This is a genomic window from Variovorax paradoxus (assembly GCF_902712855.1).
GTDB classification, from domain to species: domain Bacteria; phylum Pseudomonadota; class Gammaproteobacteria; order Burkholderiales; family Burkholderiaceae_C; genus Variovorax; species Variovorax paradoxus_Q.
Genome location: NZ_LR743507.1, coordinates 1,991,273 through 2,016,818, shown reverse-complemented (window position 1 = coordinate 2,016,818; position 25,546 = coordinate 1,991,273). Strand labels below are relative to the sequence as shown.

25 protein-coding genes and 2 pseudogenes are annotated in these 25,546 nt (G+C 68.5%); 9 read left to right on the top strand and 18 right to left on the bottom strand.

Annotation, left to right across the window (positions count from 1 at the left end; genetic code table 11):
* Positions 1-20 precede the first annotated feature (20 nt).
* Positions 21-581, top strand: a complete 561-nt coding sequence (locus AACL56_RS08995; RefSeq protein WP_339089489.1) for a methyltransferase family protein — start codon at positions 21-23, stop codon at positions 579-581.
* Positions 582-600: 19 nt separating this feature from the next.
* On the top strand, positions 601-1,410 hold the full coding sequence (locus tag AACL56_RS08990) for a CPBP family intramembrane glutamic endopeptidase (RefSeq protein ID WP_339089487.1): 810 nt from the start codon (positions 601-603) through the stop codon (positions 1,408-1,410).
* A 43-nt stretch (positions 1,411-1,453) separates the two neighbouring features.
* Here AACL56_RS08990 and AACL56_RS08985 read toward each other — a convergent pair whose 3' ends face one another.
* From AACL56_RS08985 to AACL56_RS08970, 4 genes are all read right to left on the bottom strand, one after another.
* Entirely contained in the window at positions 1,454-2,062 is a 609-nt protein-coding gene (locus AACL56_RS08985; protein WP_339089486.1) for a flavin reductase family protein, read from the bottom strand.
* Entirely contained in the window at positions 2,059-3,636 is a 1,578-nt protein-coding gene (locus AACL56_RS08980) for a TerC family protein (RefSeq protein ID WP_339092835.1), read from the bottom strand. The genes AACL56_RS08985 and AACL56_RS08980 overlap by 4 nt, the downstream gene beginning before the upstream one ends.
* 248 nt (positions 3,637-3,884) lie before the next feature.
* Complete coding sequence (locus tag AACL56_RS08975; RefSeq protein WP_339089485.1) at positions 3,885-4,358, bottom strand: hypothetical protein; 474 nt, start codon at positions 4,356-4,358, stop codon at positions 3,885-3,887.
* Positions 4,359-4,429: 71 nt separating this feature from the next.
* A complete protein-coding gene (locus tag AACL56_RS08970) occupies positions 4,430-5,155 on the bottom strand; it encodes a hypothetical protein (protein ID WP_339089484.1) in 726 nt (241 codons plus the stop codon).
* 372 nt (positions 5,156-5,527) lie between these two features.
* Between AACL56_RS08970 and AACL56_RS08965 the strand changes: the two genes are divergently transcribed.
* Complete coding sequence (locus tag AACL56_RS08965) at positions 5,528-7,168, top strand: SulP family inorganic anion transporter (protein WP_339089483.1); 1,641 nt, start codon at positions 5,528-5,530, stop codon at positions 7,166-7,168.
* Between the two features lie 37 nt (positions 7,169-7,205).
* Positions 7,206-7,568 carry a hypothetical protein gene (locus tag AACL56_RS08960; protein ID WP_339089482.1) on the top strand — a complete coding sequence of 121 codons (363 nt, stop codon included), beginning with the start codon at positions 7,206-7,208 and terminating at the stop codon, positions 7,566-7,568.
* Between the two features lie 38 nt (positions 7,569-7,606).
* Here AACL56_RS08960 and AACL56_RS08955 read toward each other — a convergent pair whose 3' ends face one another.
* Together AACL56_RS08955 and AACL56_RS08950 are read right to left on the bottom strand one after the other, a co-directional pair.
* Complete coding sequence (locus AACL56_RS08955; protein ID WP_339089481.1) at positions 7,607-8,902, bottom strand: aminotransferase class V-fold PLP-dependent enzyme; 1,296 nt, start codon at positions 8,900-8,902, stop codon at positions 7,607-7,609.
* A gap of 3 nt (positions 8,903-8,905) precedes the next feature.
* A complete protein-coding gene (locus AACL56_RS08950) occupies positions 8,906-9,814 on the bottom strand; it encodes an amino acid ABC transporter substrate-binding protein (RefSeq protein ID WP_339089480.1) in 909 nt (302 codons plus the stop codon).
* Between the two features lie 151 nt (positions 9,815-9,965).
* On the opposite strand from AACL56_RS08950, the gene AACL56_RS08945 reads away from it, so the two are divergent.
* Positions 9,966-10,895, top strand: a complete 930-nt coding sequence (locus tag AACL56_RS08945; protein ID WP_339092834.1) for a LysR family transcriptional regulator — start codon at positions 9,966-9,968, stop codon at positions 10,893-10,895.
* 3 nt (positions 10,896-10,898) lie between these two features.
* On the opposite strand, the gene AACL56_RS08940 is transcribed toward AACL56_RS08945, so the two are convergent.
* From AACL56_RS08940 to AACL56_RS08890, 11 genes are all read right to left on the bottom strand, one after another.
* Positions 10,899-11,969: a serine hydrolase domain-containing protein gene (locus tag AACL56_RS08940; protein ID WP_339089479.1), complete on the bottom strand. Its 1,071-nt coding sequence runs from the start codon at positions 11,967-11,969 to the stop codon at positions 10,899-10,901.
* A gap of 365 nt (positions 11,970-12,334) precedes the next feature.
* Positions 12,335-12,520, bottom strand: a complete 186-nt coding sequence (locus tag AACL56_RS08935) for a hypothetical protein (RefSeq protein WP_339089478.1) — start codon at positions 12,518-12,520, stop codon at positions 12,335-12,337.
* A 144-nt stretch (positions 12,521-12,664) separates the two neighbouring features.
* A complete protein-coding gene (locus AACL56_RS08930) occupies positions 12,665-14,140 on the bottom strand; it encodes an N-acyl-D-amino-acid deacylase family protein (RefSeq protein WP_339089477.1) in 1,476 nt (491 codons plus the stop codon).
* Complete coding sequence (locus AACL56_RS08925; protein ID WP_339092833.1) at positions 14,137-15,054, bottom strand: MurR/RpiR family transcriptional regulator; 918 nt, start codon at positions 15,052-15,054, stop codon at positions 14,137-14,139. The genes AACL56_RS08930 and AACL56_RS08925 overlap by 4 nt, the downstream gene beginning before the upstream one ends.
* Positions 15,055-15,226: 172 nt before the next feature.
* Positions 15,227-16,534 (bottom strand): amino acid deaminase, encoded by a 1,308-nt coding sequence (locus AACL56_RS08920; protein ID WP_339089476.1) that lies wholly within the window; start codon positions 16,532-16,534, stop codon positions 15,227-15,229.
* Positions 16,531-17,508, bottom strand: coding sequence for an ABC transporter ATP-binding protein (locus AACL56_RS08915; protein WP_339089475.1), 978 nt, complete (start codon positions 17,506-17,508; stop codon positions 16,531-16,533). The genes AACL56_RS08920 and AACL56_RS08915 overlap by 4 nt, the downstream gene beginning before the upstream one ends.
* A 154-nt stretch (positions 17,509-17,662) precedes the next feature.
* Positions 17,663-18,703 carry an ABC transporter ATP-binding protein gene (locus tag AACL56_RS08910; protein ID WP_339089474.1) on the bottom strand — a complete coding sequence of 347 codons (1,041 nt, stop codon included), beginning with the start codon at positions 18,701-18,703 and terminating at the stop codon, positions 17,663-17,665.
* The gene (locus AACL56_RS08905) at positions 18,703-19,542 is read right to left on the bottom strand and encodes an ABC transporter permease (protein ID WP_339089473.1); all 840 of its coding nucleotides are present in this window, start codon (positions 19,540-19,542) and stop codon (positions 18,703-18,705) included. Before AACL56_RS08905 ends, AACL56_RS08910 begins: the two co-directional genes overlap by 1 nt.
* Positions 19,543-19,547: 5 nt before the next feature.
* Positions 19,548-20,501 carry an ABC transporter permease gene (locus AACL56_RS08900; RefSeq protein WP_339089472.1) on the bottom strand — a complete coding sequence of 318 codons (954 nt, stop codon included), beginning with the start codon at positions 20,499-20,501 and terminating at the stop codon, positions 19,548-19,550.
* On the bottom strand, positions 20,501-21,769 hold the full coding sequence (locus AACL56_RS08895; protein ID WP_339089471.1) for a lactonase family protein: 1,269 nt from the start codon (positions 21,767-21,769) through the stop codon (positions 20,501-20,503). The genes AACL56_RS08900 and AACL56_RS08895 overlap by 1 nt, the downstream gene beginning before the upstream one ends.
* A gap of 16 nt (positions 21,770-21,785) precedes the next feature.
* The gene (locus AACL56_RS08890; protein WP_339089470.1) at positions 21,786-23,375 is read right to left on the bottom strand and encodes an ABC transporter substrate-binding protein; all 1,590 of its coding nucleotides are present in this window, start codon (positions 23,373-23,375) and stop codon (positions 21,786-21,788) included.
* 204 nt (positions 23,376-23,579) lie between these two features.
* Between AACL56_RS08890 and AACL56_RS34315 the strand changes: the two genes are divergently transcribed.
* Positions 23,580-23,744, top strand: coding sequence for a RidA family protein (locus AACL56_RS34315; RefSeq protein WP_425337001.1), 165 nt, complete (start codon positions 23,580-23,582; stop codon positions 23,742-23,744).
* Positions 23,744-23,965 carry a RidA family protein gene (locus tag AACL56_RS34310; protein WP_425337000.1) on the top strand — a complete coding sequence of 74 codons (222 nt, stop codon included), beginning with the start codon at positions 23,744-23,746 and terminating at the stop codon, positions 23,963-23,965. Before AACL56_RS34315 ends, AACL56_RS34310 begins: the two co-directional genes overlap by 1 nt.
* 111 nt (positions 23,966-24,076) lie before the next feature.
* Here AACL56_RS34310 and AACL56_RS08880 read toward each other — a convergent pair.
* Positions 24,077-24,672, bottom strand: a pseudogene (locus tag AACL56_RS08880) (ATP-dependent Clp protease proteolytic subunit).
* 102 nt (positions 24,673-24,774) lie between these two features.
* Here AACL56_RS08880 and AACL56_RS08875 point away from each other — a divergent pair.
* Both AACL56_RS08875 and AACL56_RS08870 read left to right on the top strand, forming a co-directional pair.
* Positions 24,775-24,933: pseudogene (locus tag AACL56_RS08875) on the top strand (sigma factor); the annotation flags it as partial.
* A gap of 65 nt (positions 24,934-24,998) precedes the next feature.
* Positions 24,999-25,538, top strand: coding sequence for a sigma factor-like helix-turn-helix DNA-binding protein (locus AACL56_RS08870; protein WP_339089469.1), 540 nt, complete (start codon positions 24,999-25,001; stop codon positions 25,536-25,538).
* Positions 25,539-25,546 lie beyond the last annotated feature (8 nt).

Genomic DNA, 25,546 nt, shown 5'->3' with positions numbered 1-25,546 from the left:
GCCGTGTAAATTCGGCCGCCATGCTCTTCTGGTTCCAGATCGTCCTTCTCGCCGCCGGCACCGCCGCCTTGCTGTACGTGTCGCGCGGGCCGCTCAGCCGGCCCGGCTCGCACGGCTTCTACCGCTTCTTCGCGTGGGAATGCATGCTGGTGCTGATCGTGCTGAACCTGCCGATGTGGCATGACGATCCGTTCTCGCCGAAGCAGGTCGTCTCCACGCTGTTCTTCGCGCTGTCGATCTGGTTGCCGATCCATGCGGTGCGGCTGCTCAAGGCACAGGGCAAGCCCACCGACGCGCGTGATGACGACCCCGCGCTGTACGGCTTCGAGAAGACCTCCTCGATCGTGCGCAGCGGCGCCTTCCGCTACATCCGCCACCCGATGTACACGGCGCTCATGCTGCTCGCATGGGGCGCCTTCCTCAAGCAGTTCACCTGGCTCACGCTGGCGCTGGTGCTCGCGGCCACCGTGCTGCTGTTCCTGACGGCGCTGCGCGACGAGCAGGAATGCATCGCGCACTTCGGCAACGACTACCGCGACTACATGCGCGGCACGCGGCGCTTCATTCCCTTCGTGCTGTAGCGCGCCGCCGCCGTTCCCGATGCACTCGCCCAAAGGCGCGGCCTTCCCCTCAGCCGCACAGGCTGCCCTGCTCTTCGTGGCGCTGTTCCTCTGCGAGTTCGTCGTGGGTGCGGCGCTGCGCGACGCCAATGGCTGGCTTGGCCTCAACACCATGCAGATCGGCGTGCTCTCGGCCGTGCTGGGCAACGGGCTGATCTTCGCGGTCGTGATGCATTTCCAGCAGCTCACCTACCGCGAACTCTTCCATCACGCGCCATCTTCCGTGCGCGCCACGCTGATGCTGGTGGTGCCCCCGGTGCTGCTGCTCGTGCCCGCCCTGCTTCTGACGCTCACCTCGGCACTGCAGTTGCTCACGCTGCTGGTGCCGCCTTCGGCTTGGGAGCAGTCGTACTTCAGCCGGATGGCCGACGGCAGCGTGGCCGCGGTGCTCGCGGTGTGCGTGATGGCGCCGATGCTGGAGGAGATGCTGTTCCGCGGCATCGTGCTGCGCGGCTTCCTGCGGCGCTACCCGCGCTGGCAGGCCATCTTCATGTCGGCGCTGCTGTTCGGCGCGGCGCACATGAACATCTACCAGTTCGTGGTCGGCTTCGTGATGGGCACGGTGCTCGCATGGCTCTACGAACGCACCCGCTCGCTCATTCCGTGCATCGCGCTGCATGCGGCCTACAACACCACCACCCTGCTGCTGGCCGAACGGCTCGACGACATCACGCCGTCGCGCCTGGTGTGGGCCGTGGTGGTCGCTCTTGTCGCCGCCGTGTGCGGCGTGCTGGTGCTGCGCGCGATGCTGCTGCCCCGCAAGGCGCAGGGCGCTGCGCCGCGGGGCTGAACCAGGGCGTTTCCGGCGTTGCCGGAAATAGTGTGGACACGCCCTAGGCGCGGGGCGCCAGGGGCTTCGCGTCGACCGCGTCGCCGTCGACGATGAAGTGCCCGCCCGCCACATGGTGCAGCGTGCGCAGTTCGTCGTGCCCGGTGAAGTCCCAGCGCCCGTTGGCGAACACGCGCGCGTCGGCCTGCGCGGCGATCACCTCGCCCAGGAACAGGTCGTAGCGCTCCTGGATGTGCGCCTCGGGCAGCAGCCGGCATTCGAGCCAGGCCGCGCAGCCCTCGAGCAGCGGCGCGTCGGTGGCGGTGCCGGCGAATGTCTCGAGCCCGTAGGCGGCGAACTTGTCGCGGCCCGACTGCTCGACGATCTCCCGGCCCGAGCTGCTGCCCAGCGCTTCGGTCAGGTCGAGCTGCGCGCGCACGGGCACCTGCAGCGCGAAGCTGCCGGCACCCTCGAGCAGCACGCGGGTCCAGGTGCTCTTGTCGAGCACCACGGCCACCTTCGGGGGGGCGAAGTCCAGCGGCATGGCCCAGGCGGCCGCCATGATGTTGCGCTGCCCGCCGTGCGCGGCACTCACGAGCACGGTGGGCCCGTGGTTCATCAGGCGGTAGGCCTTCTCGAGCGGGACGGGTCGGCGGTGCGCGGCGTTGTTCATGGTGCGGTGCTCAGGTGGTCGGAGGGCTCGTCCGCGGACAGCCGGCGGACTTCGACGGTGCGGATGCGCTGCGCATCGACATCGGTCACGACGAAATCGTACCCGTCGTGCACCCAGTTCGCATGCGCCGGCGGGAGGCCGCCGAAGCGCGCCAGCAGGAAGCCCGCCACCGAGGTGTAGCTGTCGTCGTCGCCGACCAGACCGTGCGTCTGCAGCGCCTGCTCCAGCAGGTGGAGGTCGGCGCTGCCCGACACGGTCCAGGCATCGGGTGCGGTCTGCTGGATCTCCAGCGTCTCGTCCTCGTCGGGGAACTCGCCGGCAATGGCTTCCAGCACGTCGATGGGCGTCACCACGCCGGTGAGCGTGCCGTGCTCGTCGTTCACCAGCGCGAGCTGCCCGCGCGCGCCGCGCAGCGTGTCGATCAGGCGGATCGCGGTGGTCGACTCCGGCACGTAGACCGGCGCGCGCAGGCCGCCGCTCTCGTCGATGCGTCCATGCCGCAGCAACTGGCCCAGCAGGTCCTTGGCGCGCGCCACGCCGACGACCTCGTCGAGCGAGCCGCGGCACACGGGAAAGATGCCGTGCGGCGTGTCGAGCAGCTGCTCGCGCACCGCCTCCGGGTCGTCGTTCAGGTCCACCCACGAGATGTCGGCGCGCGGCGTCATCACCGAGCGCACGGTGCGCTCGGCCAGCGACAGCACGCCGCTCACCATGTTGCGTTCTTCCACTGCGAAGGCGGGCTCCGGGGCCGAGCCGGCATCGGGCGCGGCCCCGGCCAGCGCGGGCTCGCCGCGCGCGCGGCCGCCCAGCAGGCGGATGATCGATTCCGCGGTGCGGTCGCGCAGCGGCCGGCGTGCCTCGTGCTTCATCGCGTTGCGCCTGGCCCACTGGTTCAGCGCCTCGATCATCACGGAGAAGCCGATGGCGCCGTACAGGTAGCCCTTAGGGATGTGGAAGCCCAGGCCCTCGGCCACGAGGCTCAGGCCGATCATCAGCAGGAAGCTCAGGCACAGCACCACCACGGTCGGGTGCGCGTTGACGAAACGGGTGAGCGGCTTCGATGCCCACAGCATGATGACGATCGAGATGACCACCGCGGCCATCATCACCGGCAGGTGCTCGACCATGCCCACGGCGGTGATCACCGCGTCGAGCGAGAACACCGCGTCGAGCACCACGATCTGCGTGACCACCAGCGTGAAGCTGGCGTACGCCGCCGAGCTCGTGGCCGTGTGCGTCACGCCCTCGAGCCGCTCGTGCAGTTCGGAAGTGGCCTTGAACAGCAGGAACAGGCCGCCCACCAGCAGGATCAGGTCGCGCCCCGAGAAGCCCTGCCCGAACACGGTGAAGAGCGGCGTGGTCAGCGTGACCAGCCACGAGACCACCGACAGCAGCGCCAGGCGCATGAACAGCGCCAGGCTCAGGCCGATGAGGCGCGCCTTGTCGCGCTGGTGCGGCGGCAGCTTCTCGGCCAGGATGGCGATGAAGATCAGGTTGTCGATGCCCAGCACGATCTCCAGGACGACCAGCGTCAGGAGACCGATCCAGGCGGCCGGGTCGGTGAGCAGTTCGATCATGGCGTGTCGGGCGCAATGCACGCAGAGTGCAAGCGGGTGCGGCCCGGCATGGCGCGGGCCATGTCGGGCGACGGGATGGGGAAGGCGTGGGGGAAGCGTTGCGGCGCAACGCGGCAGGCGGAAGCTGGCGGCGCCAGCGGCCTACTGGGAGGCTCGGAAGAGGATTTCACGCGGCCAGTTTATCGAACGGCCCCTTGAACAGCCCCGCGGCCCGAGGGCCCTTTCCGCCTCGCGGCATCAGCGCATCAGCGATAGGCGTCGCACAGCGCGAGGTATTCGTCGCCCGAGATCTCGAGCGCCATCGCGCGGCGCAGGACGCGTGCCTGCGGCTTGGGCAGGTCGGTCCTGATCTGGATCTGCTTGCCGATCGGGATGCCCATGTAGCTCTGGTTGACCCAGATGTTCTCCACGATGTTGTGCCACGGGATCACCATGCCGTTCTCGAAGGCCAGGCCCTGGTGGCCGACCACGAACGCCGGCTGCGCGATGTTGCGCAGCGTGTTGAAGCACTTGAAGGTCAGCCACGCCGTGAGCAGCGCGAAGCATGCCGCGATGAGGATGCCGACGTTCTTGTCCTTCGCGCGGATGCACACCACCGCCAGCAGCACGGTCACCACCGCCCACAGCACGATTCCCGCGATCAGGCGCGAGCGCGAATAGAACACCGGGCGGTCCTGGCGGGTCTTCTCTTGTTGGGCGGCGGAGCTGTAGATTTCCATTTTCTTGAATTCGCTTTGCGTCTGTTGGAGTGGTTGAAAAAAGGAAGGAGCGGAAAAGAGAGGAAGAGGATTCACTCGGCCGGCAGCCGCTGCAGAAGGCAGGCCAGCAGCACCGGCTCGTTGTCGATCTTCGAACGGTCGATCTTTCGGGTCTTGCCGCCCGCGACGATCACGAGGTGTTCGTCCACCTCCATGCCATCCTCGTCGGACTGCGTGCGGATGGTGTCGATGCTCGACCACGCAATGAGCTGGCCCTTGTGCACCAGCCCTTCGGCGTGCAGCGACAACGCGCCGAACGGCACCGTCTCGCCCGCGTGCACGCGCCGCTCGATGTCGTTCTTCATCGCCTCTCCGATGGCCTCTTCGACCTCGGCGAGCAGCACCGGTGCGCGGTCCCAGAGTTCGAGGCGCAGGCGCAGCGTGCGGCCGTCGGAGGCCATCAGCAGCAGGTGGTTGCGGTTGTGCCGGTGGCGAAAACGCACGACTTCGTTGAAGGCCATCTGCCGCTCGCCGACCTGCAGGCCGCGCGAGCCCACCGTCATTTCCTGCGGCGTGCCCCACCATGCGAAGAAGTCGCTGCCCTTCCAGCAGATCAGGTAGATCGCCGCAGGAATCGCGAGCACGAGGATGAAGAACGCGCCCTTGTAGTGGATGAAGTCCGGCGTGACCAGGTACGGGAGGATGTAGACCTTGGCCGGCACCAGCATCATGGCGCAGAAGACATAGATCGCAGCGAGCCCGCCGAGTACGCAATAGAACGACTGGCGCGGAAAGATTCGAGCGTGACGAAGGGGCATGTGGAAGGCCCTGGGCGTCGACTGCTGACGGGGCGTGCGAGAGAGAGATCGGGGTGAAAAAACTACGGGCACACCTTACCAGTGCAACGTGGCGTCCACGAGGCCCGGCATGTCGTCCGACGCCTCTTTTTGCAACTATCTCGGCACCGGTTTCAGAGGTGCTAGGTCGGAAGATTTAAATTTTTTCGCGCAACCGGGCAACTCCTTCTTAAGCATTCACGCGCGGCCACGCGTCGTGCGGACGCCATGCAATGCGCAGCCGGCGCCGGCGCGATCCACCGGCAATCCGCAACTGCGGCTCGCGGGGCGCACGCCGTCAGCTTCCCGTCTGCAGCACACTGGTAGCTTGCAGCACGAAGCACACGTCCCGCCATGACCGCAGTCCTCTCGCCCCCGCCCGCAGGCTCGCGCCGCCCCGGTCGCCCAGGTCTGGTCGACCTCGTGGCGGGCGTCTCCATCGCGGGCTTGCTGCTGCCGGAGGCGGTCGCCTATTCGGGCATCGCGGGGCTGCCACCGCAGGCCGGCGTGATCGCGCTGTTCGCGGGCCTGCTGGTGTACGGCCTCTTCGGCAGCAGCCGTTTCGCGATCGTCTCGGCCACTTCGTCGTCGGCAGCCGTGCTGTTCGCGGCAACGATGTCGGTGACGGGCGCCGACGCCGCCACACGGCTTGCGATGGGCGCGGGCATCGTGCTGCTGGCCGGCGTGTTCTTCGTGATCGCGGGTGTCGCGAAGCTCGGCGCGGTGTCGAGCCTGATCGCCAAGCCGGTGCTGCGCGGCTTCGCGCTCGGGCTCGCATTGACCATCGTCGTCAAGCAGTTGCCCAAGGTGCTGGCGGTGCAGCCTGCGCACAGCGACTTCTTCCGGCTTCTTGCGGGCCTGGTCGGCGAATGGCGCCATTGGAACCTCGCTGGCGCGGCGATGGCGCTGGTGGCGCTCGTGCTGCTGCGCGGGCTCGCGCGCTGGCGCGCGGTACCGGCCGCGCTGCTGGTGATCGTGGCCGGCATCGTGCTCGACGTGCAGGGCCTGTGCCAGGCATGGGGCGTCGCGGCGGTGGGACCGATCTCGCTCGACTTCTCGCACCCGGGCGTGCCGCAGATGGACCGCGCGCAATGGCAGAACCTGGGCGGGCTGGCGTTCGCGATGGCGCTCATCCTCTACGCCGAGTCGTACGGCTCCATCCGCACGTTCGCGCTGCGCCACGGCGACAACGTGTCGGCCAACCGCGACCTGCTGGCGCTCGGCGGCGCGAACCTGCTGTCGGCCCTGTTCCAGGGCATGCCGGTGGGCGCGGGCTACTCGGCGACCTCGGCCAACGAATCGGCCGGCGCGCGCAGCCGCGCGGCGGGCATCGTCGCGGGCCTCGTGGTGCTGGTGGCGGTGCTTACGCTGCTGCCGTGGATCGCGCACACGCCCGAGCCGCTGCTCGCGGCCATCGTGATCCACGCGGTGAGCCATACGCTGAACCCCGCTGCGCTGCGGCCCTACTTCCAGTGGCGGCGCGACCGGCTCGTGGCCGTCGTGGCGGTGGCCGCGGTGCTGGTGCTCGGCGTGCTCGACGGCCTGCTGGCGTCCATCGGCGTGAGCCTGCTGTTGCTGCTGCGCGGCTTCTCGCGCACCACGGTCAGCTGGCTCGGGCGCCTGGGCCAGAGCCACGACTACGTCGACACCGCACGCCATCCCGAGGCCGTAGTGCCGCCGCGCACCCTGATCGCGCGACCCGAGGTGCCGCTGTTCTTCGGCAACGCCGATGCGGTGTTCGCATCGATCCGCGCGCGCGTCGACACGATGCCGGGCCTGGAGCGCATGGTGCTGAGCCTCGAGGAATCACCCGACCTCGATGCCACCAGCATCGAGGCGCTGTGCGACTTCGCGGCCTACGTGCGCGCACGCGGCGCGCGGCTGTCGCTGGCGCGCGTGAAGGACGGCGTGCGCGACCTGCTCGCGAAGGTGAACTCGCCGGACCTGCGCGCGGAGGTGTATGCGCCGTGGAGCGTGGACGATGCCGTGCAGTGAGTGCGAACCCAGTCTGACCTCTACCAGATCTTCCACCATGCCTTCGGCTTGGCTCCGCTCCTGCAAAAGCCTCGAGCCGCACGCGCGCCTGCGTCAGATTGCGCACTGCTTTCTCGACACGAACGCACGGCAACAGGACCTCCTGCTGCACGGCACGGCCGTGCAGCCTGAAGCTGAAGACCGCAGGAATCAAGTCTTCCTTGCTGAAGCAGAAAAACCAGATCGCGGGAACCTGGTCGACGCCCTGAGCCACCTCTACATAGGACGATCCATCGCGGACCGAAACCTCATCGAGCTGGGCGCGATTGCAAACAGGGACGGATGTATTGAACAGGTATGCGCGGTTGGGCATGGCCAAGAGTGCCACATCCCGAACCGGAAACTGCGCTCGCAGCCCTGAGCGCGGCACCGGATATGACAGCTTGCGACAGCCCGATGTCAGGCCTGGAGCGCGGCAATCTCCTGAGTGATGCGCAGGAACTTCTCCATGTCCGCGACCGAGTTGCAATGCAGCGGCGACACGCGCACGGTGCCTGCCAGCCCGAAGGACTCGAGCATGCGCTTCGAGTAGATGCTGGTGGCCACGCGCTCGTACACGGTGACGCCGCGCTTCGCGTACTCCACCACCGCCTGCGTGCAGTCGATGCGCTCGAAGCCGATGCCCAGGATCAGGTCGCGCCGGCTCAGGTCCTCGTGGTCGAGAAACACCTCGACGCCGCGCATCTCGCGCATGCCGGTGGCGTTGGCGTTGCCGTCCAGCAGCACAGCGAGCAGCGCCCGCTCATGCAGTTCGATGTGGGTGATGCCCGCGACGAACAGGGCGCGGCGCTCTGTGGCATCGGTGAAATGCCCGCCCAGCCAGCACACGTAGTCGACGATCTCGGTGAGCACCGCGAACTGCCACGGCGCCGAGCTGCCGAGGTCCCAGTAGCCGGGCTTCTTGCCGGCGAGCTTGTGGTGCGGCAGCACGGCCGCGCGATCGGACAGCCACGACAGCCCCGAACCCCGGCAGCCGAAGAACTTGTAGGGCGCGAGGTTGATGCCGTCCACCGGCGTCTTCTGCAGGTCGATGAGGCCGTGCGGCGCATGCTGCACCGCGTCCACGAGGATGTACAGGTCGGGCTTGATCTCGCGCGCGCGGCGCACGATGGCCTCCATGTCGAGCTTGGCGCCCGAGATGTTCGACGCGTAGATCACGTTGAGCAGGCAGGTGTCCTTGTCGACCAGCCGCACGATCTCCTCCACGTCGATGCCGCCGGTGACCGGGTTGCTCGCCGCCACGCGCAGCTCGCGGCCCAGGCGCTCGGCATAGAGGCTCATCGCATCGAAGGCCGAGGGATGCTCGAGCACGGTGGTGACCATGTTCGTGCCTGGCACGTTCTCGGCGATGGCGCGCACCATGTCGAACATGGCGCCCGAGGCGGAGAACGAGGCGTACACGCTGCCACCCTGCGCGTTGAGGATGGTGCGCAGGTCGTCGCTGCCCCTGGCCTGGATGTCCTGCAGCTCGACGGCCGTGGCATGGATGCGCTCGGCGTTGTCGGGAATGGCGTCGACCTCGGCGAAGCGCTCGACCGCCGCCTTCAGGCGGAACGAGCCGCCGGCGTTGTCGAAGTAGAGGCGTTCGCGGCCATGGTGGTCCCGGTCCAGTCCGAGGAAGCGCTGCTGCACCTCGCGCATCAGCGCATCGGGAAGCACGAGGCCCTGCGGGTACTGCTTGTTGTCGGAAGCCATCGGTCAGACGCCCTTGTTGTTCGGGTTCTTGTAGATCTCGCGCACCGCGTCCGACATCGGGAAGTTCAGGTTCGCGTTCTTCGGCGGAATCGGCGACATGAACCACTTGGTGTAGAGCTGCTCGATGGCGCCGGACTTCATGAGGCCCGTGACGGTCTCGTCCACCAGCGCCTTGAACTGCGGGTCGTCCTTGCGCAGCATGATCCCGTAGGGCTCCTGGCGCAGCGACTCCTTCAGCAGCTTGTAGTCGCCCGGGTTGCTGGCGCTGGCGACCATGCCGGCGAGCTGCACGTCGTCGAGCACATAGGCATCGGCACGGCCCGTGGACAGCAGCAGGAAGCCGTCGGAGGTGTCCTTGCCCGCGATCTCGTTGACCTCGATGGTGCCGCTCTTGCGTGCGCCGCGCAGCAGCTGGATCGAGGTGCTGCCCGAGACCGTGGCCACGTTCTTGCCGTTGAGGTCGGCCAGCGAATTGATGCCCGAGTTCTTGCGCACCGCGGCGGTGATGTTGGTGACGAAGTGGCTCGGCGCGAAGTCGACCTGCGCCTGGCGCTGCGTGGTGTTGGTGGTGGTGGCGCAGTCGAGGTCGACGGTGCCGTTCTGCAGCAGCGGAATGCGGTTGGTCGAGTTCAGCATGGTGTAGCGCACCTCGATCTTCGCGAGGCCCAGCTTGGCCTTCACGGCGTCGACGATCTTCAGGCAGATGTCGTTGGTGAAGCCGATGGGCGCGCTGTCCGCGCTGAGCTTGTACGAGAACGGGATCTGGCTGTCGCGCGCGCCGATCTGGATCGTGCCGCTCTCCTTGATCTTCTGCAGCGTGCCGCCGTCCTGTGCACTGGCGACGCCGCTGGCAAGAGCGAGGGTGAGGCCGAGGGCGAGCACGCTGGCGATGGGCAGTTTCCTGGAGTTCATTGGCATTCCTTGAAGAGTCATGAAGGGTCGGTGAGGCTGTCTCGGGCGCATCTTCTGCCTCTCGATGAATTTCTAAAAGCGATTTTTTGTGATCGAATTGCATGAGAAAAAGCGATATTTAGCCCACCTAGCACCCCAGGCCCGCTCCATGATGACCTTCAAGCAGCTCGAAGCCCTGTACTGGATCGGCCGGCTCGGCGGCTTCGCCCAGGCGGCCAGCCAGCTCAACACCTCGCAGTCGGCCATCTCCAAGCGCGTGCACGAGCTGGAGCTGCTGTTCGAGACCGCGCTGTTCGACCGCAGCCAGCGCACCGCGCGCCTCACCGAGAAGGGCGAGGAGATGTTCGTGCTCGCGCAGAAGCTGCTGGCACAGCGCGATGCGGCGGTGGAGCAGTTCGGCAAGCCCGGCGTGGTGGAGCGGCGCATCCGCATCGGCGTGACCGAGCTCACCGCCATGACCTGGCTGCCGCGGCTGGTGGGACTGATCCAGCAGCACTATCCCAAGGTGATCCTGGAGCCCGACGTGGACGACAGCCTGCAGCTGCGCGACAAGCTGATGGCCGACGAGCTCGACCTGGCCATCGTGCCCGACACCTTCGCCGACTCGCGCCTGCCCCACAAGGTGATCGGCCAGGTCCGCAGCGCCTGGATGTGCAAGCCCGGCGTGGTGCCCGCCGGCGGCACCGTGCGGCTGCACGAACTGGCGCGCCATCGCATGCTGGTGCAGGGCAACAACTCGGGCACCGGCCGCGCCTACGACACGTGGATGAAGGAGCAAGGCGTGCAGCCCGCCAACGTGATCGTGGTGAGCAACCTGGTGGCGCTGACCGGCCTCACCGTGTCGGGCCTGGGCGTGAGCTACCTGCCGCGCCAGTGCCTGGAACCGCTGGTGGCCGCGGGCATGCTCGCGGTGATCGACGTGACGCCGGCCCTGCCCGTGGTGCGCTACGTGGCCATGCACAAGGGCGAGCATCGCAGTGCACTCACCTCGTCGATCATGATGCTGGCGCAGGAATGCTGCGACTTCACGCGCATGTTCCAGGCGCAGGGCGAAGCGGAGCAGGATGCCGGCGGCGGCTGAACGCTAGGCCGAAGAAGCCGCCAGTGCGACCACCTGCTGCACCAGCCGCGCCACGGTCGCGGTCTGGATGCTCACGTCCTTCGGCGCCGGTGCGGTGGCGGCGGTGGCCAACACCAGTTGCAGCGACGGCACGAGCAGCGCGAACTGGCCGCCGTAGCCCCAGCCCCAGGCGACATCGCGGCCGTCGAGCGTGCCGGTGAACCACAGGTAGCCATAGCCGGTGCCGGCGATCGGCGGATTGCGCCATTGCGCGGGGCCGTGCCGGCGCGTGCTGTCCGCCACCCAGTCGGCAGGCACTACCTGCGTGCCATTCCACCGGCCGCCGTCGGCCATCGTCCAGGCGAGCTTGGCGAGATCGCGCGTGCGCAACGCCAGCCCCATGTAGGCCGTTGCGTGGCCGGACTTGTCGCGGCGCCACGTGAAGCGGCCGATGCCCAGGGGCGTGAACAGGTCCCGCATGGCCACCTGGGCAATCGGCATGCCGTGCGCCCGCTCGAGGATGGGCGTGAGCAGCGACACCGCGGCGTCGTTGTAAGACCATGAGCCCGGCGCCTCGCCGTCGCGCGGCAGGTCCAGCGCGAACGCGGCCGTGTCGGCTGCGTCGAACAGTGCCTGCGTCTGTGTGCGCCAGTCGTAGGCCAGGCCGGTGGTGCCCGTGAGGATCTGGCGCAGGGTGACGCGCGCGGCCGGTGCATCCGGCGCCTTGCGCGAAGCCTCGGGCAGCAGGTCGGCCACGGTGTCCGACAGGCTGCGGATCTTCCCCTGCTGCAGCGCCTGCCCGACCAGCATCGAGCAGACGCTCTTGGTGGCCGAGTTGATGGGCAGCAGGTCGTTCGCGGAGGCCCCTGCGTAGTAGCGTTCGCCGGCCAACAAGCCGTCGCGCACGACGACGATGCCGCGCAGCGCGGGCGCGCTGCGGCCTGCATCCAGCAGCACCTTGTCGAGGGCGTCTGCCGGCATGCGCCGGCCGGGGCCGGCAACGGACCAATCGGAGGACGCGGATGCACAGCCGGCCGTGGCCGCACCCAGCAGCGCACCGCCGCCGGCGAAAACAATGCTTCTTCGGGAATTCATAGGCTCCTCCTCGTTCATCGACCGGAACGGATCGCGCGGGGAACACGGGCGCGATCGCGCGCGAATGAGGCCATCGGGCAGGCGGCCTGGTCGGGTGCGCCATTGTTGAGGAAGCGCGGGCATTTCGGAGCCATGCAGCCGAGCCGCACCTCAAGCACGCGTTCGACGACGGTCTTGCCGGCGCCGGCGCGACCGGGGAGTCGCACGAGGCGAAGGCCGGGCCGGAGGGTGTCGCGCGGGTGCACCCGAACCCCGGAAGGCAGCCCGGCCGGGCTGCCGAGCGCAAGGCCGGACAACCGGCGAGCCGGATTTCCGGGCGACGACCATCCGGCGCGGGCGCCGAAGGCGCCCCGGATTGCCCAGGCTCAGCCTAGGCCGCCCACCTGGACCGGCTCCCGGTCCATGCGCCGCAACGCACTGGCGAGCAGGACAACCCGTTCACGGGCACCCGGTTCTCCCCTGGCAAGATCGCCCAGCGCGACTTCGTAGTCGTCCGTGAGTTTTTGCCAAAGCTCGAAGTCGGCGCCAAGGCTCTCTGCGTCCTTGTCCATCATTTCTCCTTGGGATTTCGACCGCACTGACCCTGAAACGTATTTACCCTCGAGGCGGCAGTTTGACCGATTTTTACCAAGAACGTTAGAACTTTAGGAGTCGAAGGGATATAGCCATGCCGATACAGCGCCGCCGAGCCACGGTCAGGCGCCCCGCGTGAGCATCCGCCCCGCACGCGCCAACACCCGCGCAGGTCCTTCGCCCCCGCGGTACGCCAGCACGCCGTTCACGAACACCCGCTCCACGCCCTGGCTCACGCCAAGGGGCTGGTCGTAGGTGGCGGTGTCGGCGATGGTGTCCGGGTCGAACACCACCACGTCGGCCATGGCACCGGCGCGCAACACGCCGCGGTCGGCAATCCGCAGGTTGCGCGCGGTCATGCCGGTCATCTTGTGCACGGCCTGCTCGAGCGTGAAGAGCCGGCGTTGGCGCCAGTAGCGTGCAAAAACGCGCGGAAAAGCACCCCAGAGCCGGGGATGCGGGTGGCGGTCGTGCGGCAGACCGTCGCTGCCGATCATGGTCAACGGGTGCGCAATCACGCGTTCCACGTCTTCTTCCTGCATCTGGAAGTAGCAGGCGCCGCCCGGTTTCAGGCGCAGGCAGGCTTCCTGTTCGGTGGTGCCCCACTCCCGCGCGATGTCCGAAATGAGCCGGCCCGTCATTTCGGGATGCGGATCGGACCAGGTCAGCAGCACGTCGATCACGCCGTCGACCAGATCCTCGCGCAGCACGGTGGAACCGGCCACGTAGGGGTAAACATCCATCGCGATCTTCTGGCGCTCAGCCAGCGATTCGATCAGCGGCAGGGTTTCCTTGGTACGGCCCCAGTTGGCCGGGCCGGCGCACTTGTGATGGGAAATGACCAGCGGTACGCCCGCCGCGAAGGCCGAATCGCCCGCCTCGTGCAGCGCCTCGATGATCTGCTGCATCTCGCTGCGCAGGTGCGTGGCGTAGATGCCGCCGTGGCGCGCCACCACGCGGGCCAGCGCCGTGACCTCCTCGGCCGGCGCGGCAAACGCTTCCTCGTAGAACAGGCCCGAGGACATGCCGTGCGCGCCGTCGGCCATGCAGCTGTCGAGCAGCGCCTCCATGCGCGCCAGTTCGTCGGCGCTGGCCGGGCGGTCGAGCGCCTCCATGGCGGCGAAGCGCAGGGTGGTGTGGCCGATGAGCGCCGCCACGTTGAGCGCGGGCTGCGTGGCGTCGACCGCCGCGCGGTACTCGGCCATGGTCGCGTGCCTGAACGAGTCGGCGCCCAGCAGCGTGAGCGGCGGCTTCGACTGCGGCGTGCGGTAGGGCGCCAGCGAGATGCCGCAGTTGCCCGTCACCACCGTGGTGATGCCTTGCGACACCTTCGGCAGGCACAGCGGGTCGCGCAGCACGATGGCGTCGTCGTGCGTGTGCGCGTCGATGAAACCGGGCGCGATGACCTTGCCGCGGCAGTCGACCACCTCGACGTCCGCCAGCGCGAGGCCTTCGGGCAGTCGCTCGCGCAGGCCCTCGCCGAGCGCGACGATGCGGTCGCCCTGCAGCAGCACGTCGCCGGGCCACGAAGGACCGCCCGAACCGTCGACCACGAGGCCGGCTTCGAGCAGGATGGGTTGGCTTGCGGTCGCGCTCACGATGCGCCTTTCTTGCTGCTGTTGTTGATGCCGCCGCCGTCCCAGCTCTGCAGCGGGTGGGTGGTGGCGTCGATGCCGTGGCGCTGGAACGCCTCGCGCGCGCGCTGCAGGCGCTGCACCGCGGGCTCGCCGCGGCGCTGGGCCACCAGCACGGTCAATATCTCGATGGCGGTCAGGTGCGTCAGGTAGGCGTCGATGCCCACGTGCATCACCGCGTCGTCGGGCACCGACAGGCCGAGAAGAAAGTCGGCCTTGGCCGCCAGCGCCGTGCCCGGCCGCGTGATCGCGACCACCTTGGCGCCCTGTCCGCGCGCGATGTCCACCGCGTCGAGCAGCGAGGGCATGCCGCCCACGTGCGAGATGGCGATCACCACGCCGCCCGGGCGCTGCGCCGCGCCGGCCACCTGCTGCAGGTGGTAGTCGGCCCAGGCGTTGGCCGACAGGCCGAGGCGGAAGAGCCGAGCCTGCAGGTCGTTGGCCATGAACCACGAAGTGGCGCCCGCGCCGTACAGGTCCACGTGCGGCGCCGCCGCGATGGCCGCCACGGCGCCGTCGAGCACCTGCATGTCGAGCTGCCCGCGCACGCCCGACACCGACGCCGCCGCGCTGCGCGCGATCTTGCCGACCACCTCGTCGGCCGCGTCCTCGATGTTCACCCGGCGGTGCAGCGGCGAGCCGCCCAGCGCCAGTTCCTGCGCGAGCGCGAGCTTGAACTCGCGCAGCCCGGCAAAGCCCAGGTCGCGGCAGGTGCGCATGATGGTGGGCACCGAACTGCGCGAGCGCTCGGCCAGCTGCTCGAAGCTTTCCTCGAGCACGCGGTCGGGGTCTTCGAGGATCAGGTCCAGGATCGCGCGCCGCGTCGCCGGGGCGTCGCTGCGGATGTCCGCGATCCTCTGGAGCAGGGAGGAAGTGATCATTCAATTGCTCCGCCGGGCATGGGAAACCCGCCGCATGGAAAGTCGCGGCACCTTCCGGACTTCGTCGGCGAACACCGCGGAACCGGCTTCGCCGGGCCGCCGGTGTTGCCCCCGGCAGGGGGTTGGCGAAGCGACACGAAGTGCGCGAAGACTGGGGGCGAGATCATGACTAGAAGTGCATGGCGACGGCGTCGCTCACGCGGTAGTCCTGCTCGACCACCGGCATCCAGTGCCATTTGTCGAAGGTGGTGCACGGGTGCGAGATGCCCAGGCCGACGCGGTCGCCGACCTTCGGCGCCTCGGCCTCTTCGCTCGCGTCCCAGCGCAGGTACGCGTGCTGGTCGTTCAGCGCGGTGATCTTCCAGCCGGCGGGCACGTCCTGCGGCGCGAGCGCGCCGCGCGCCGCGCGCCCGATGGGCACGGGCAGCGACAGGTCGAAGGAGATGTCGCGCTTGCCCACCGCGAGGATCGCCAGGCCCGGCTCGGGGCGCGACTGCACGGTCGCCCACACTTCCATCGCCGGCACCAGGCTCTCGCCGCAGCCGCAGCCCAGGCGCTCGTCCACCGCGCTCACCATGCGCTTGTAGAAGCCGTGGTCGTGCGTGACATAGCAGCCCGAGCGCAGCAGGCCGCGCACCGGCGCGCCCAGCACGGGCTTCAGGCGACCGGCCACCAGGTCGAAGATGGCCGAGCCGCCGGCGGACACCAGCACCTCGTCGGTCTCGAACAGCTTCTGCGTGTCGCAATGGCGCGCCACGGCTTCCACGCGGTCCATCAGCGTCTTCGCGTAGGCCGCGTCGGGCCCGCTGGCGCCGGTGGCGCCCTGCCCTTCGTAGGTCTCGATGCCGACCAGCTTCACCGCACCGCTGGCGCGCAGCCGCGTGGCCAGCGCGACGGCCTCCTCGTGGGTGCGGCAGCCGGTGCGCGCGCCTTCGACGCCGATCTCCAGCATCACTTCGAAAGGCACGCTGCCGGCGTGGCGCGCGGCCCAGTCCTCGATGAGCGAGAGCTGCGCCAGCGAATCGACCAGGAACACGATGCGCAGACCCGCGTTCGCCTTCAGCAGCATCTGGATCCCGCCCAGGTCCTCGTCGCTCACCACCTGGTTGGCGATAAGCGTGCGGCGCGCGCCGGCTGCCACGCCCACGGCCAGCTGCGTCACGGTCGCGAAGGTCAGGCCCCAGGCGCCGGCGTCGAGCTGGCGCTGGAAGAGCTGCGGCGACATCGTCGTCTTGCCGTGCGGCGCGAGGTCGATGCCCCACTCGCGCACGCGCGCCTGCATCCACGCGAGGTTGTGCTCCAGCGCCTCGCGCTTAAGCACGGCCAGCGGCAGCGGCAGATCGCCGGCCAGCACGTTCCAGCCGGCGGCGCCGACTTCGCTGCGGCGGCGCGGGGCCTGAGTGCGCGGGTAGCCCTTGAAATTGCTGCCCAGCAGCGGGTCGTTGAAGTCGTTGGCGGCGGTCATGGTCTTGGTCATGCGGCGATGTTGGAGAGCAGTTCCTTGCGTATGCAGGCGCTGTAGTGTCCGGTGGAAATTTCGTCGAGTGCGGGCACGGTCTGCGCGCAGGCCTCGATGGCGTGCGGGCAGCGCGTGCGGAACACGCAGCCCGAGGGCGGCGAGATGGGGCTGGGAATGTCGCCCTTCAGCGCGATGCGTTCGGTCGCCACTTCGGGGTCGGGCTTCGGACTCGCGGCCAGCAGCGCCTGCGTGTACGGGTGCGAGGGGCGCGCGAACAGCTCGTCGGTGCTGGCCACTTCCATCACCTTGCCGAGGTACAGCACCACCACGCGGTCGCACAGGTATTCGACCACGTCGAGGTCGTGCGAAATGAAGAGCATCGTCAGGCCCAGCCGCTCGCGCAGGTCGGCCAGCAGGTTGATGACCTGCGATTGAATGGACACGTCGAGCGCGGACAGCGGCTCGTCGGCCACGATGAACTCGGGCTCCACGGCCAGCGCGCGCGCCACGCCGATGCGCTGGCGCTGGCCGCCCGAGAACTCGTGCGGAAAGCGGCTCGCATGCTCGGCCCGCAGGCCGACCGTCTCGAGGAGCTCGGCGATGCGCCTGTCGCGCGCGGCCGCGCCCTTGTGCAGGCCGTGCGTCGACAGCGCCTCGCCGAGGATCGCGCTGATGCGCATCTTCGGATTCAGGCTGGCGTACGGGTCCTGGAAGATGATCTGCAGCTTGCTGCGCAGCTTGCGCATGCGCTCGCCGGACAGCGCGCCGATGTCGTCGCCGCGGTAGAGCACCTGGCCGCTCGTGCGCTCGAGCAGGCGCAGCACGGTGCGCCCGATGGTGCTCTTGCCAGAGCCCGATTCGCCGACCAGGCCCAGCGTCTCGCCGGGCTGGATCGCGAAGGACACGTCGTCGACCGCGCGCACCGGCCGGTCGTTGCTGCCGAAGTATTTCTTGAGTCCGCGGACTTCGATGAGGGGGGCGGCGGTGGTCATCGTGGTTGTTGGGTATTGGCTCCTTCCCTCTCTGGGGGAAGGCTGGGATGGGGGCATGCCTTCGACAAGGCGCTGCGTTGGCATGAAGGCCGTCGTGCCCCCACCCCCGCCCTCCCCCAGTGGGGGAGGGAGCAAGACGGGAACACGGCGCGGGTCATGCGGCCCTCACCAGCGGTTGCGCCGCCTGCACGCGCACGCAGCGCGCCTCGCGGCCATGGTGCGTCTCGACCAGCGGCGGCATGGCGGCGCTGCACTCGGGCAGCGCCTGGTCGCAGCGCGGCTCGAAGGCACAGCCCGGCGGCGGCGCCAGCGGGCTCGACACCTGCCCGCGGATCGCGAAAAGCCGCCTGGGCTTGGGCTGGCCCGGCAGGCGCGCCTTGCCCGGCAGGCAGGCCAGCAGGCCCTGCGTGTACGGATGCTCGGGCTGGGCGAACAATGGCCGCACCGGCGCGCTCTCGACCACGCGGCCCGCATACAGCACCACCACGTCGTCGGCATGGTGCGCGACCACGCCGAGGTTGTGCGTGATGAACAGGATGCTCATGCCCGTCTCGGCCTGCAGCCGCCGCATGAGCTCCAGGATCTGCGCCTGGATCGTCACGTCGAGCGCGGTGGTCGGCTCGTCGGCGATCAGCAGCGTCGGGTCGCAGGCCATGGCCAGCGCGATCATCACGCGCTGGCGCATGCCGCCCGAGAGCTGGTGCGGGTACTCGTGGATGCGCTGCGCGGCCGCCGGAATCTCCACCAGTTCGAGCATCCGCATCGCATGCGCCATGGCTGCCTTGCGGTCCAGCCCCTTGTGCAGGCGCACGCTTTCCGCGATCTGCTCGCCGATGGTGAACACCGGGTTCAGGCTGGTCATCGGCTCTTGGAAGATCATCGACAGCTGGTTGCCGCGCAGCGAGCGCATCTCGCGCTCGCCGATCTGCAGCAGGTCGAGCGAGGTGCCTTCGCGCGTCACGAACGTGGCGCTGCCGCTGACCTGCGCGTTGGCGGTCTTCGGCAGCAGGCGCATCAGCGTGAGGCTGGTGACCGACTTGCCCGAGCCCGACTCGCCGACCAGCGCGGTGGTCTTGCCGGGCTGGATCGAGAAGCTCACGTCGGCCACCGAGCGCACGAGGCCGTCCTCGGTCGGGAAGCTGGTGCTCAGGTTGCTGACCGCGAGACGTGGGGTGTCGTTGGTGTTCGTCGTCATCACGATGTCTTCTTCAGCTTGGGGTCGAGCAGGTCGCGCACGCCGTCGCCCAGCAGTTGCAGCGACAGCGCCGTGAAGATGATCGCGAGGCCGGGGAACAGCACCACCCAGAAGGCCTGGTGCGCGTACTGCTGGCTGCCAGCGACCATCGTGCCCCAAGTCGGGATCTCGGGCGGCACGCCCACGCCGAGGAACGACAGCCCGGCCTCGGCCAGGATGGCGTAGGCGAAGATGAAAGACACCTGCACCAGGATCGGCGACATCAGGTTCGGCAATATGTGCCGCCACAGGATGCGCGAAGTGCGCACGCCCAGCGCGCGCACCGCTTCCACGAACAGCAGCTCGCGCACGACCAGCGTCGACGCGCGCACCACCCGCGCCACGCGCGGCGTGTAGACCAGCACCAGCGCCAGCACGGTGTTCATCAGCGAGGGCCCGAGGATCGCCACCAGCGCGATGGCCAGGAGGATGTCGGGGAAGGACATCATCGCGTCGACCACGCGCATCAGCGGTGCGTCGAGCCGGCGGAAGAAACCGGCCATCAGGCCGAGCACCGTGCCGGCCACGACCGCGCCCAGCGCGGTGAGCGCCGCGATCGCGAGCGAGTAGCGCGCGCCGTGCACGATGCGCGAATACATGTCGCGGCCCAGTTCGTCGGTGCCCAGCAGGTGCTCGGCGCTCGGCGCCTTCAGGCGTTCGAGCACGGCCGTGTCGTTGGGGTCGATCGAAGCGAACAGCGGTGCGCCGATCGCGAGCACCGCGATCACCAGCAGCACCAGCGCGGACACCAACACGATGCGTCTGTGCATCAGCTGGCGGAGCATTCGGGGCATTTGCATTTTTCTCAGACCTTCACGCGCGGGTCGACCACCGCGTACAGCAGGTCGATGGAGAAATTGATGAGAACGTAGATCGCGGCGATCACGAGCAGCGCGCCCTGGATCACCGGGTAGTCGCGCCGCAGCACCGCGCTGACCACGAGGTTGCCCACGCCCGGCAGGCCGAACACCGTCTCGGTGATGACGGCCCCGCCGATCATGAGAGCCACCGTGAGGCCAATCACCGTGACGATCGGCACCAGCGCATTGCGCAGCGCATGCTTGAGCACCACGGTGCTTTCGCTGAGGCCCTTGGAGCGCGCGGTGCGCACGTAATCCTCGCCGAGCACGTCGAGCATCGAGGCCCGCGTGAAGCGGATGATGAGCGCCGAGTTCAGCAGGCCCAGCACCGTGGCCGGCAGCACCAGCGCGTGCAGCCGCTCGGCAAAGGGCGCATCGGGCGCGCCATAGCCCGACACCGGGAACCAGCCGAACGAAACCGCGAAGATCTGGATCAGCACGATGCCCAGCCAGAAGCTCGGAATGCTCGCACCCAGCATCGCGACGCCGGTGAAGAGCTGGTCGACCACGCGCCCCCTGAACACAGCAGAGACGATGCCGCAGGGCACGCCGATCAGCGCAGCGATGGCCACGGCCATCAGCGCGAGCAGCGTGGTGGGTTCGGAGCGCTCCCACAGCGCCTGTGTGACGGGACGCTGCAGGAAGATCGACTGGCCGAGGTTGCCCTGCAGCACCTCGCGCAGCCAGTAGCCGAACTGCACGGGCAGCGGCTTGTCGAGGCCGTATTCCTTCTGCACGCGGGCGATGTCGGCGGCGGTTGCCTGGTCGCCCAGCAGCACCGAGACCGGGTCGCCCGAGGCGGCGCGCGTGAGCACGAAGACGAGCACCGCCACGATGGCGAGCACGACCAGCATGCCCGCGGCGCGGGAAGCGATGTAACGGAAAAGCGATTTCTTCATCACGCGGAGAACTCGATGGCTGCCGCGCTGCCCACCGCGACGTACTGGCCGGTGAACTGGATGTCGCCACCCTTCACGCGGAACACCGTCACGTTGTCGCCCTGCTTGTTGTGGCAGACGTAGAGGAATCGCCCGCTCGGGTCGAGCGTGCAGCTGCGCGGGTAGTTGCCGCGCGACCATTCCTCTCGCACCAGCGTGGGTGCGCCGGTGCGGGCATCGACCTTGAAGATCGAGATCGAGTCGTGCAGGCGGTTGAGCGACACGAAGTGCCGGCCGTCCGGCAGCATGCGGATGCCCGATGCGTAGCTGGTGCCCTTGAAGCCCTCGGGCAGCGCCGAGGTCTCGCTCACCGGCGTGAGCACGCCGGTGGCGTTGTCGTAGCGCATGAAGGCGATGGTCGATGCCTCTTCGTTCACCAGGTACAGCCACCTGCCGTTCGGGTGAAAGACGAAGTGGCGCGCGCCCGAGCTCTCGGACACGGCCACCGTGCTCGGCTGGCTCAGCACGCCGGTGATGCGGTCGAAGCGGTAGGAGATGACGCGGTCGAGCCCCAGGTCGGCCACCAGCACGAAGTTGCCCTTCGGGTCGGCATGCACCATGTGCGCGTGCGGGCCGTCGTGGTCGCTGGTGGCGAAGCCTTCGTGCGAGCGTGCGGCCGCAGGCACCACGTCGGCACCGGGCTTGCACGGCGTGCCCGCGCCGCAGGCCTCGATGTCCTTGTAGACGACGGCGGCCGTGCCGGCGTCGGGCGTGCCGTCGGCGCGCAGCGCGATCACGCTGACGTCGCCGCTCGCGTAGTTGGCGGTGAAGAGAAAGCGGCCGTCGGGATGCACGCTGATGTAGGCCGGGTCCTTGCCGCCGCAAGGCACTTCGGCCACGAACGACAGCGCGCCGTCGGCGCCGATGCGGAAGGCCGAGACCGAGCCGGCCTCGAACTCGTTGGCCGCATACAGCATCGGCAGCTTCGGGTGGCGCGCCAGCGACGCCGGGTTGCGCAGCTTCGCGCCCTCGCCCGTGCTCGCCACGGCCGGCGGTGCGCCGGCGATGGGTTTCAGCGCACCGGTGGTGCCGTCGAGCACGAACTGGTGCACGCCCAGGCCGCGCCCGCCGCGCCACGGCTTGCCGCCGTCGCTGTAGGTGCCGACGTAGGCGTACACGGGGCCGCTCGCGGTGTTGCGGGCGGCCTGTGCGGAAGAGGCCGTGAGACCGAGGGCTCCGAGGCCGGAGGCCAGTGCGCTGGCTTGCAGGAGTTGGCGACGCGATGGCATGGCGGCTGTTCCCGGCTTACTTGATCTTCGCGTTCCAGAAGAACGGCCAGGTCGCGGGCACGTAGTTGTCCAGTGCCGGGCTCTTCGCAGACAGGCCGTTGAACTTGCCGACGTTGATGTACGGCACCTCGTCGTAGACCACCTGCTGCACCTTGCCCCAGAGCGCGCCGCGCTTGGCCGGGTCGCTCTCGACGTTGAAGGCCTGCAGCGCGGCCTTCTTGGCGGGCGTTTCCCACCAGCCGGGCGCGCCGTCGCCGAGCTGCGGCGGCGAGAGCATGGGTTCGGGGAACTGGCCCGAGTGGGTGACGTAGATGTCCCACAGCTTGGCGTCGTTGCGGCGCTGCACCAGCGTGGCCCAGTCGACCACGTTGAGGTCGACCTTGAAGCCGGCGCGCTTGAGTTGCTCGGCCATCAGCAGCGCCATGTTGTAGTGGAAGTCGTACTGGCGGCTGGTGAGCACGCGGATGGGTTCGCCCTTGTAGCCGGCCTTGGCCGCGGCTTCCTTGGCCTTGGCGGCATTGCGCTGGTTGTACTGGTCGGCACCTGCCGCGGAATAGAACGGCGAACCCTTGGGGAAGTGGTTGGCCTCGGCCACGAAGAAGCGCGTGTCGCCGAAGCCGGCCGCGAGCATCTCGCCTTCGCCGAGCGCCATCTGGATCGCCTGGCGCACCGGCTGGCTGGCGGCCACGCCCTCCTTGGTGTTGAGCACGAGGTACGGGAAGCCGAACGACGGCGTCATGATCGGCACGGTCTTGCCGCCCGACTTCTCCAGCCGCGGCAGCGCTTCCACCGGCAGCAGGTCGGCGAAGTCGTACTGGCCGGCCAGCGCGCCTTCGACGCGGGTGCTGGCGTTGGGCACCGGCACGAAGCGCAGTTCCTCGATGGCTGCTTCGCGCTTGCCGCCGTAGCCGCTCGCGGGCTCCTTGCGCGCCGCGTATTTGTCGAAGCGCGTGAGCAGAACGAACTGGTCGGGGCGGCGTTCCTTGAACTTGTAGGGACCCGTGCCCACGAAGTCCTTCAGTGGCGAGGCGATGGAGTCCTTGGCCATGATGGCGGCCATGCCGCTGGGCAGCGCGAACTGCGAGAGCAGCGGTGCATAGGGTTCCTTCAGCACCACCTCGACGGCCAGCGGCCCCTTGGCCTTGAGGCTGTCGATTTCCTTGCCGACGGCCTTGCCGCGCGGCGACTGGTCCATCCAGCGCTGCAGGCTGGCCACCACGTCGTCGGCGGTGAGTTCGCGCCCGTTGTGCAGCATCACGCCCTTGCGCAGGGTGATGGCGTAGGTCTTGCCGTCGGCCGAGATCTTCGGCATGCCCTCGGCCAGCATCGGCACCACGTTCCACTTGGCGTCGAAGGTGTAGAGCGTCTCGTACACGTGCTGCATGATGGTTCCGACCAGGTCGGCGGTCGACGCCATCGGGTCGAGCGTCTGCGGCTCGGCCACCATGGCCAGCGTGGCGAAATTGCGCGGGCCCTGGGCGTGAGCCTGCTGCTGCGGCAGCGCCGCACACAACATCGCGAGCAGGGACGCGCCCAGCAGGGTGCGCCTGGACAGCAGGGGCAGGCGGGGCAGGGCAAGGTGCGGGGAGGAACCGACGTGGGGCATGGAGAACTCCTTCTTGGGGCGGGCGCTCGAGGCGGAGCGAGTTATGAAAGAAATTTTCTTTCTGGCCCGGACTTTGAAGCACTATCCATGCCAAATCATCCGTGTTAACCCTTGATCGCAAGCAAATTTGAAATAGATTTTCAGATTGGATGGATACTTGCGGCTCGCTTCTCCCGACCCTTCTCTTCTTCACAAGGAGTTCCCATGCCCCTCGAATACCTCGGCGCCCTCCCTCGCCTCCGACCGCCAGGTGCGTCCCTTCTCCCGGCCGTGCGCGCCGGCGACTTCATCTATGTGTCGGGCCAGGTGCCGGCGGACAAGAACGGCGAGATCGTGGTGGGCGGCATCGAGCGCAGACGCGCCAGGTGATGGAAAACCTGAAGACCGTGCTCGCGCTGGCCGGCGCCACCCTCGACGACGTGTGCAAGAGCACCGTGTGGCTGCAGGACGCGCGCGACTTCGGTGCGTTCAACCGCATCTACATGAGCTACTTCGGCGAGAACAAGCCCGCGCGCTCGACCACCGAGGCCCGCCTGATGGTCGACGCCAAGGTCGAGGTCGACGTGGTCGCCTACAAACCGAAGGCCTGATTCGGGGCGTCGCGCACTTCGTGTCGCCCCTGCCGGGGAACACCTGCGGTCCAGGCAAAGCCGGTTCCGCAGTATTTCCGGGTCGATTGCAGCAATACCTTGCCGCGACAGCTAGCCCTTCAGCTCGGTCTTGCGCTGGATGATGCGCGAGACCAGTCCGTACTCGACGGCCTCCTCCGCCGACAGCCAGCGGTCGCGCTCGATGTCGGCCATCACCACGTCCAGCGGCTTGCCGGTTTCGCGCGCGATCTCGTGCGCGATGCGCAGCCGGGCTTTGATGATTTCCTGCGCCTGGATGGCGATGTCGGTCGCCTGGCCGCCCGCGCCGCCGCTGGGCTGGTGGATCAGGAAGCGCGTATTGGGAAGGCATACGCGGCGCTCGCGCGGCGCGGCCAGGAACAGGTGCGTGGCCGCGCTCCCACCCAGCCGGTGCCGATCATGTTCACCGGCGCACTGATGAAGCGCACGATGTCGTGGATCGCATCGCCCGACTCCAGGTGCCCTCCGGGCGAGCTCACGAGGATGTCGATGGGCTTGTCGGCGCTGTCGGCGTCGAGTGCGATGAGCCGGCGCGTCACGTCGGCGGCCACCGAGTCGCTGATGCTGCCGAAGATCAGCAGCGTGCGCGACTTGAACGCCTTTTCCTCCAGGTAGGAATTGCGCGGCTCGCCGGTGGCAGCGGGCTTGGTGTCGTCTTCCGATTCCATTGAGAACATGGTGGGCTGCATGAAGAAAGCTCCTGTGGTTGAACTGTCTTGACGAACAAGCCCGCAGTTTCGTGACATTGCTGGCTATGGCAAGCTGCGCCGATGCTCGATGAACACTATCTCTCGCAATTCCCGGCACTGCGAGGCCGGCTGGTTCGCGCGGCGGCGCGCATGCTGGGCGGCCCGGCGGATGCCGAGGACGTGGTGCAGGACAGCTACCTGCGTGCATTGGAGGCCGGGGACCGCGCGGCACCCGACGCTGCGCAGGCCTGGCTCACAACGGTGATGCGGAACATCGCCATCGACCGGCTGCGCGCGCGCACCGGATGCAGCTCTGGCTGCAGGACGCCGCAGTGCAGGCCGCGTCCGACGCGTCGCCCTCCGCGCAGGACGACGCGGCGACAGCGCAGTCGGCCCACGGCGCACTGCGCCTGCTGGCGGCGCGGCTGTCGCCCGCCGATGGCGCGGCCGTGCTGCTGCGCGAGGTGTTCGAAGCCAGCTTCAAGGAAATGGCCGAGGCCAGCGGCAGGACCGAAGCGGCGTGCCGGCAGCAACTGCATCGCGCGTTGCTGCGGTTGCGGCAGGACACGGACGACAACGACGGCGCACCGGAAGCGGTCTTTCACGTGTACCGGCAGGCGCTGGCCGAGTGCGACGCGAGCGTGCTGTTCGCGATGCTGCGGCAGCCGCCGACGCGGGCTGCTGCAGTGCCGGCCGCGATCGCCAAGGATGCAGCGCCGCGCGCGGTCTGCCAGATCATGCAGATGGGCGGACGCCTCGGGCTGGTGCTGACGCTCGGCGGGAAAGTGCTGTGCGTGCTGCCGCTGGACGTGCGGCAGATGGAAGAAGCTGTGCCGCTGAACTAGGCATCCGG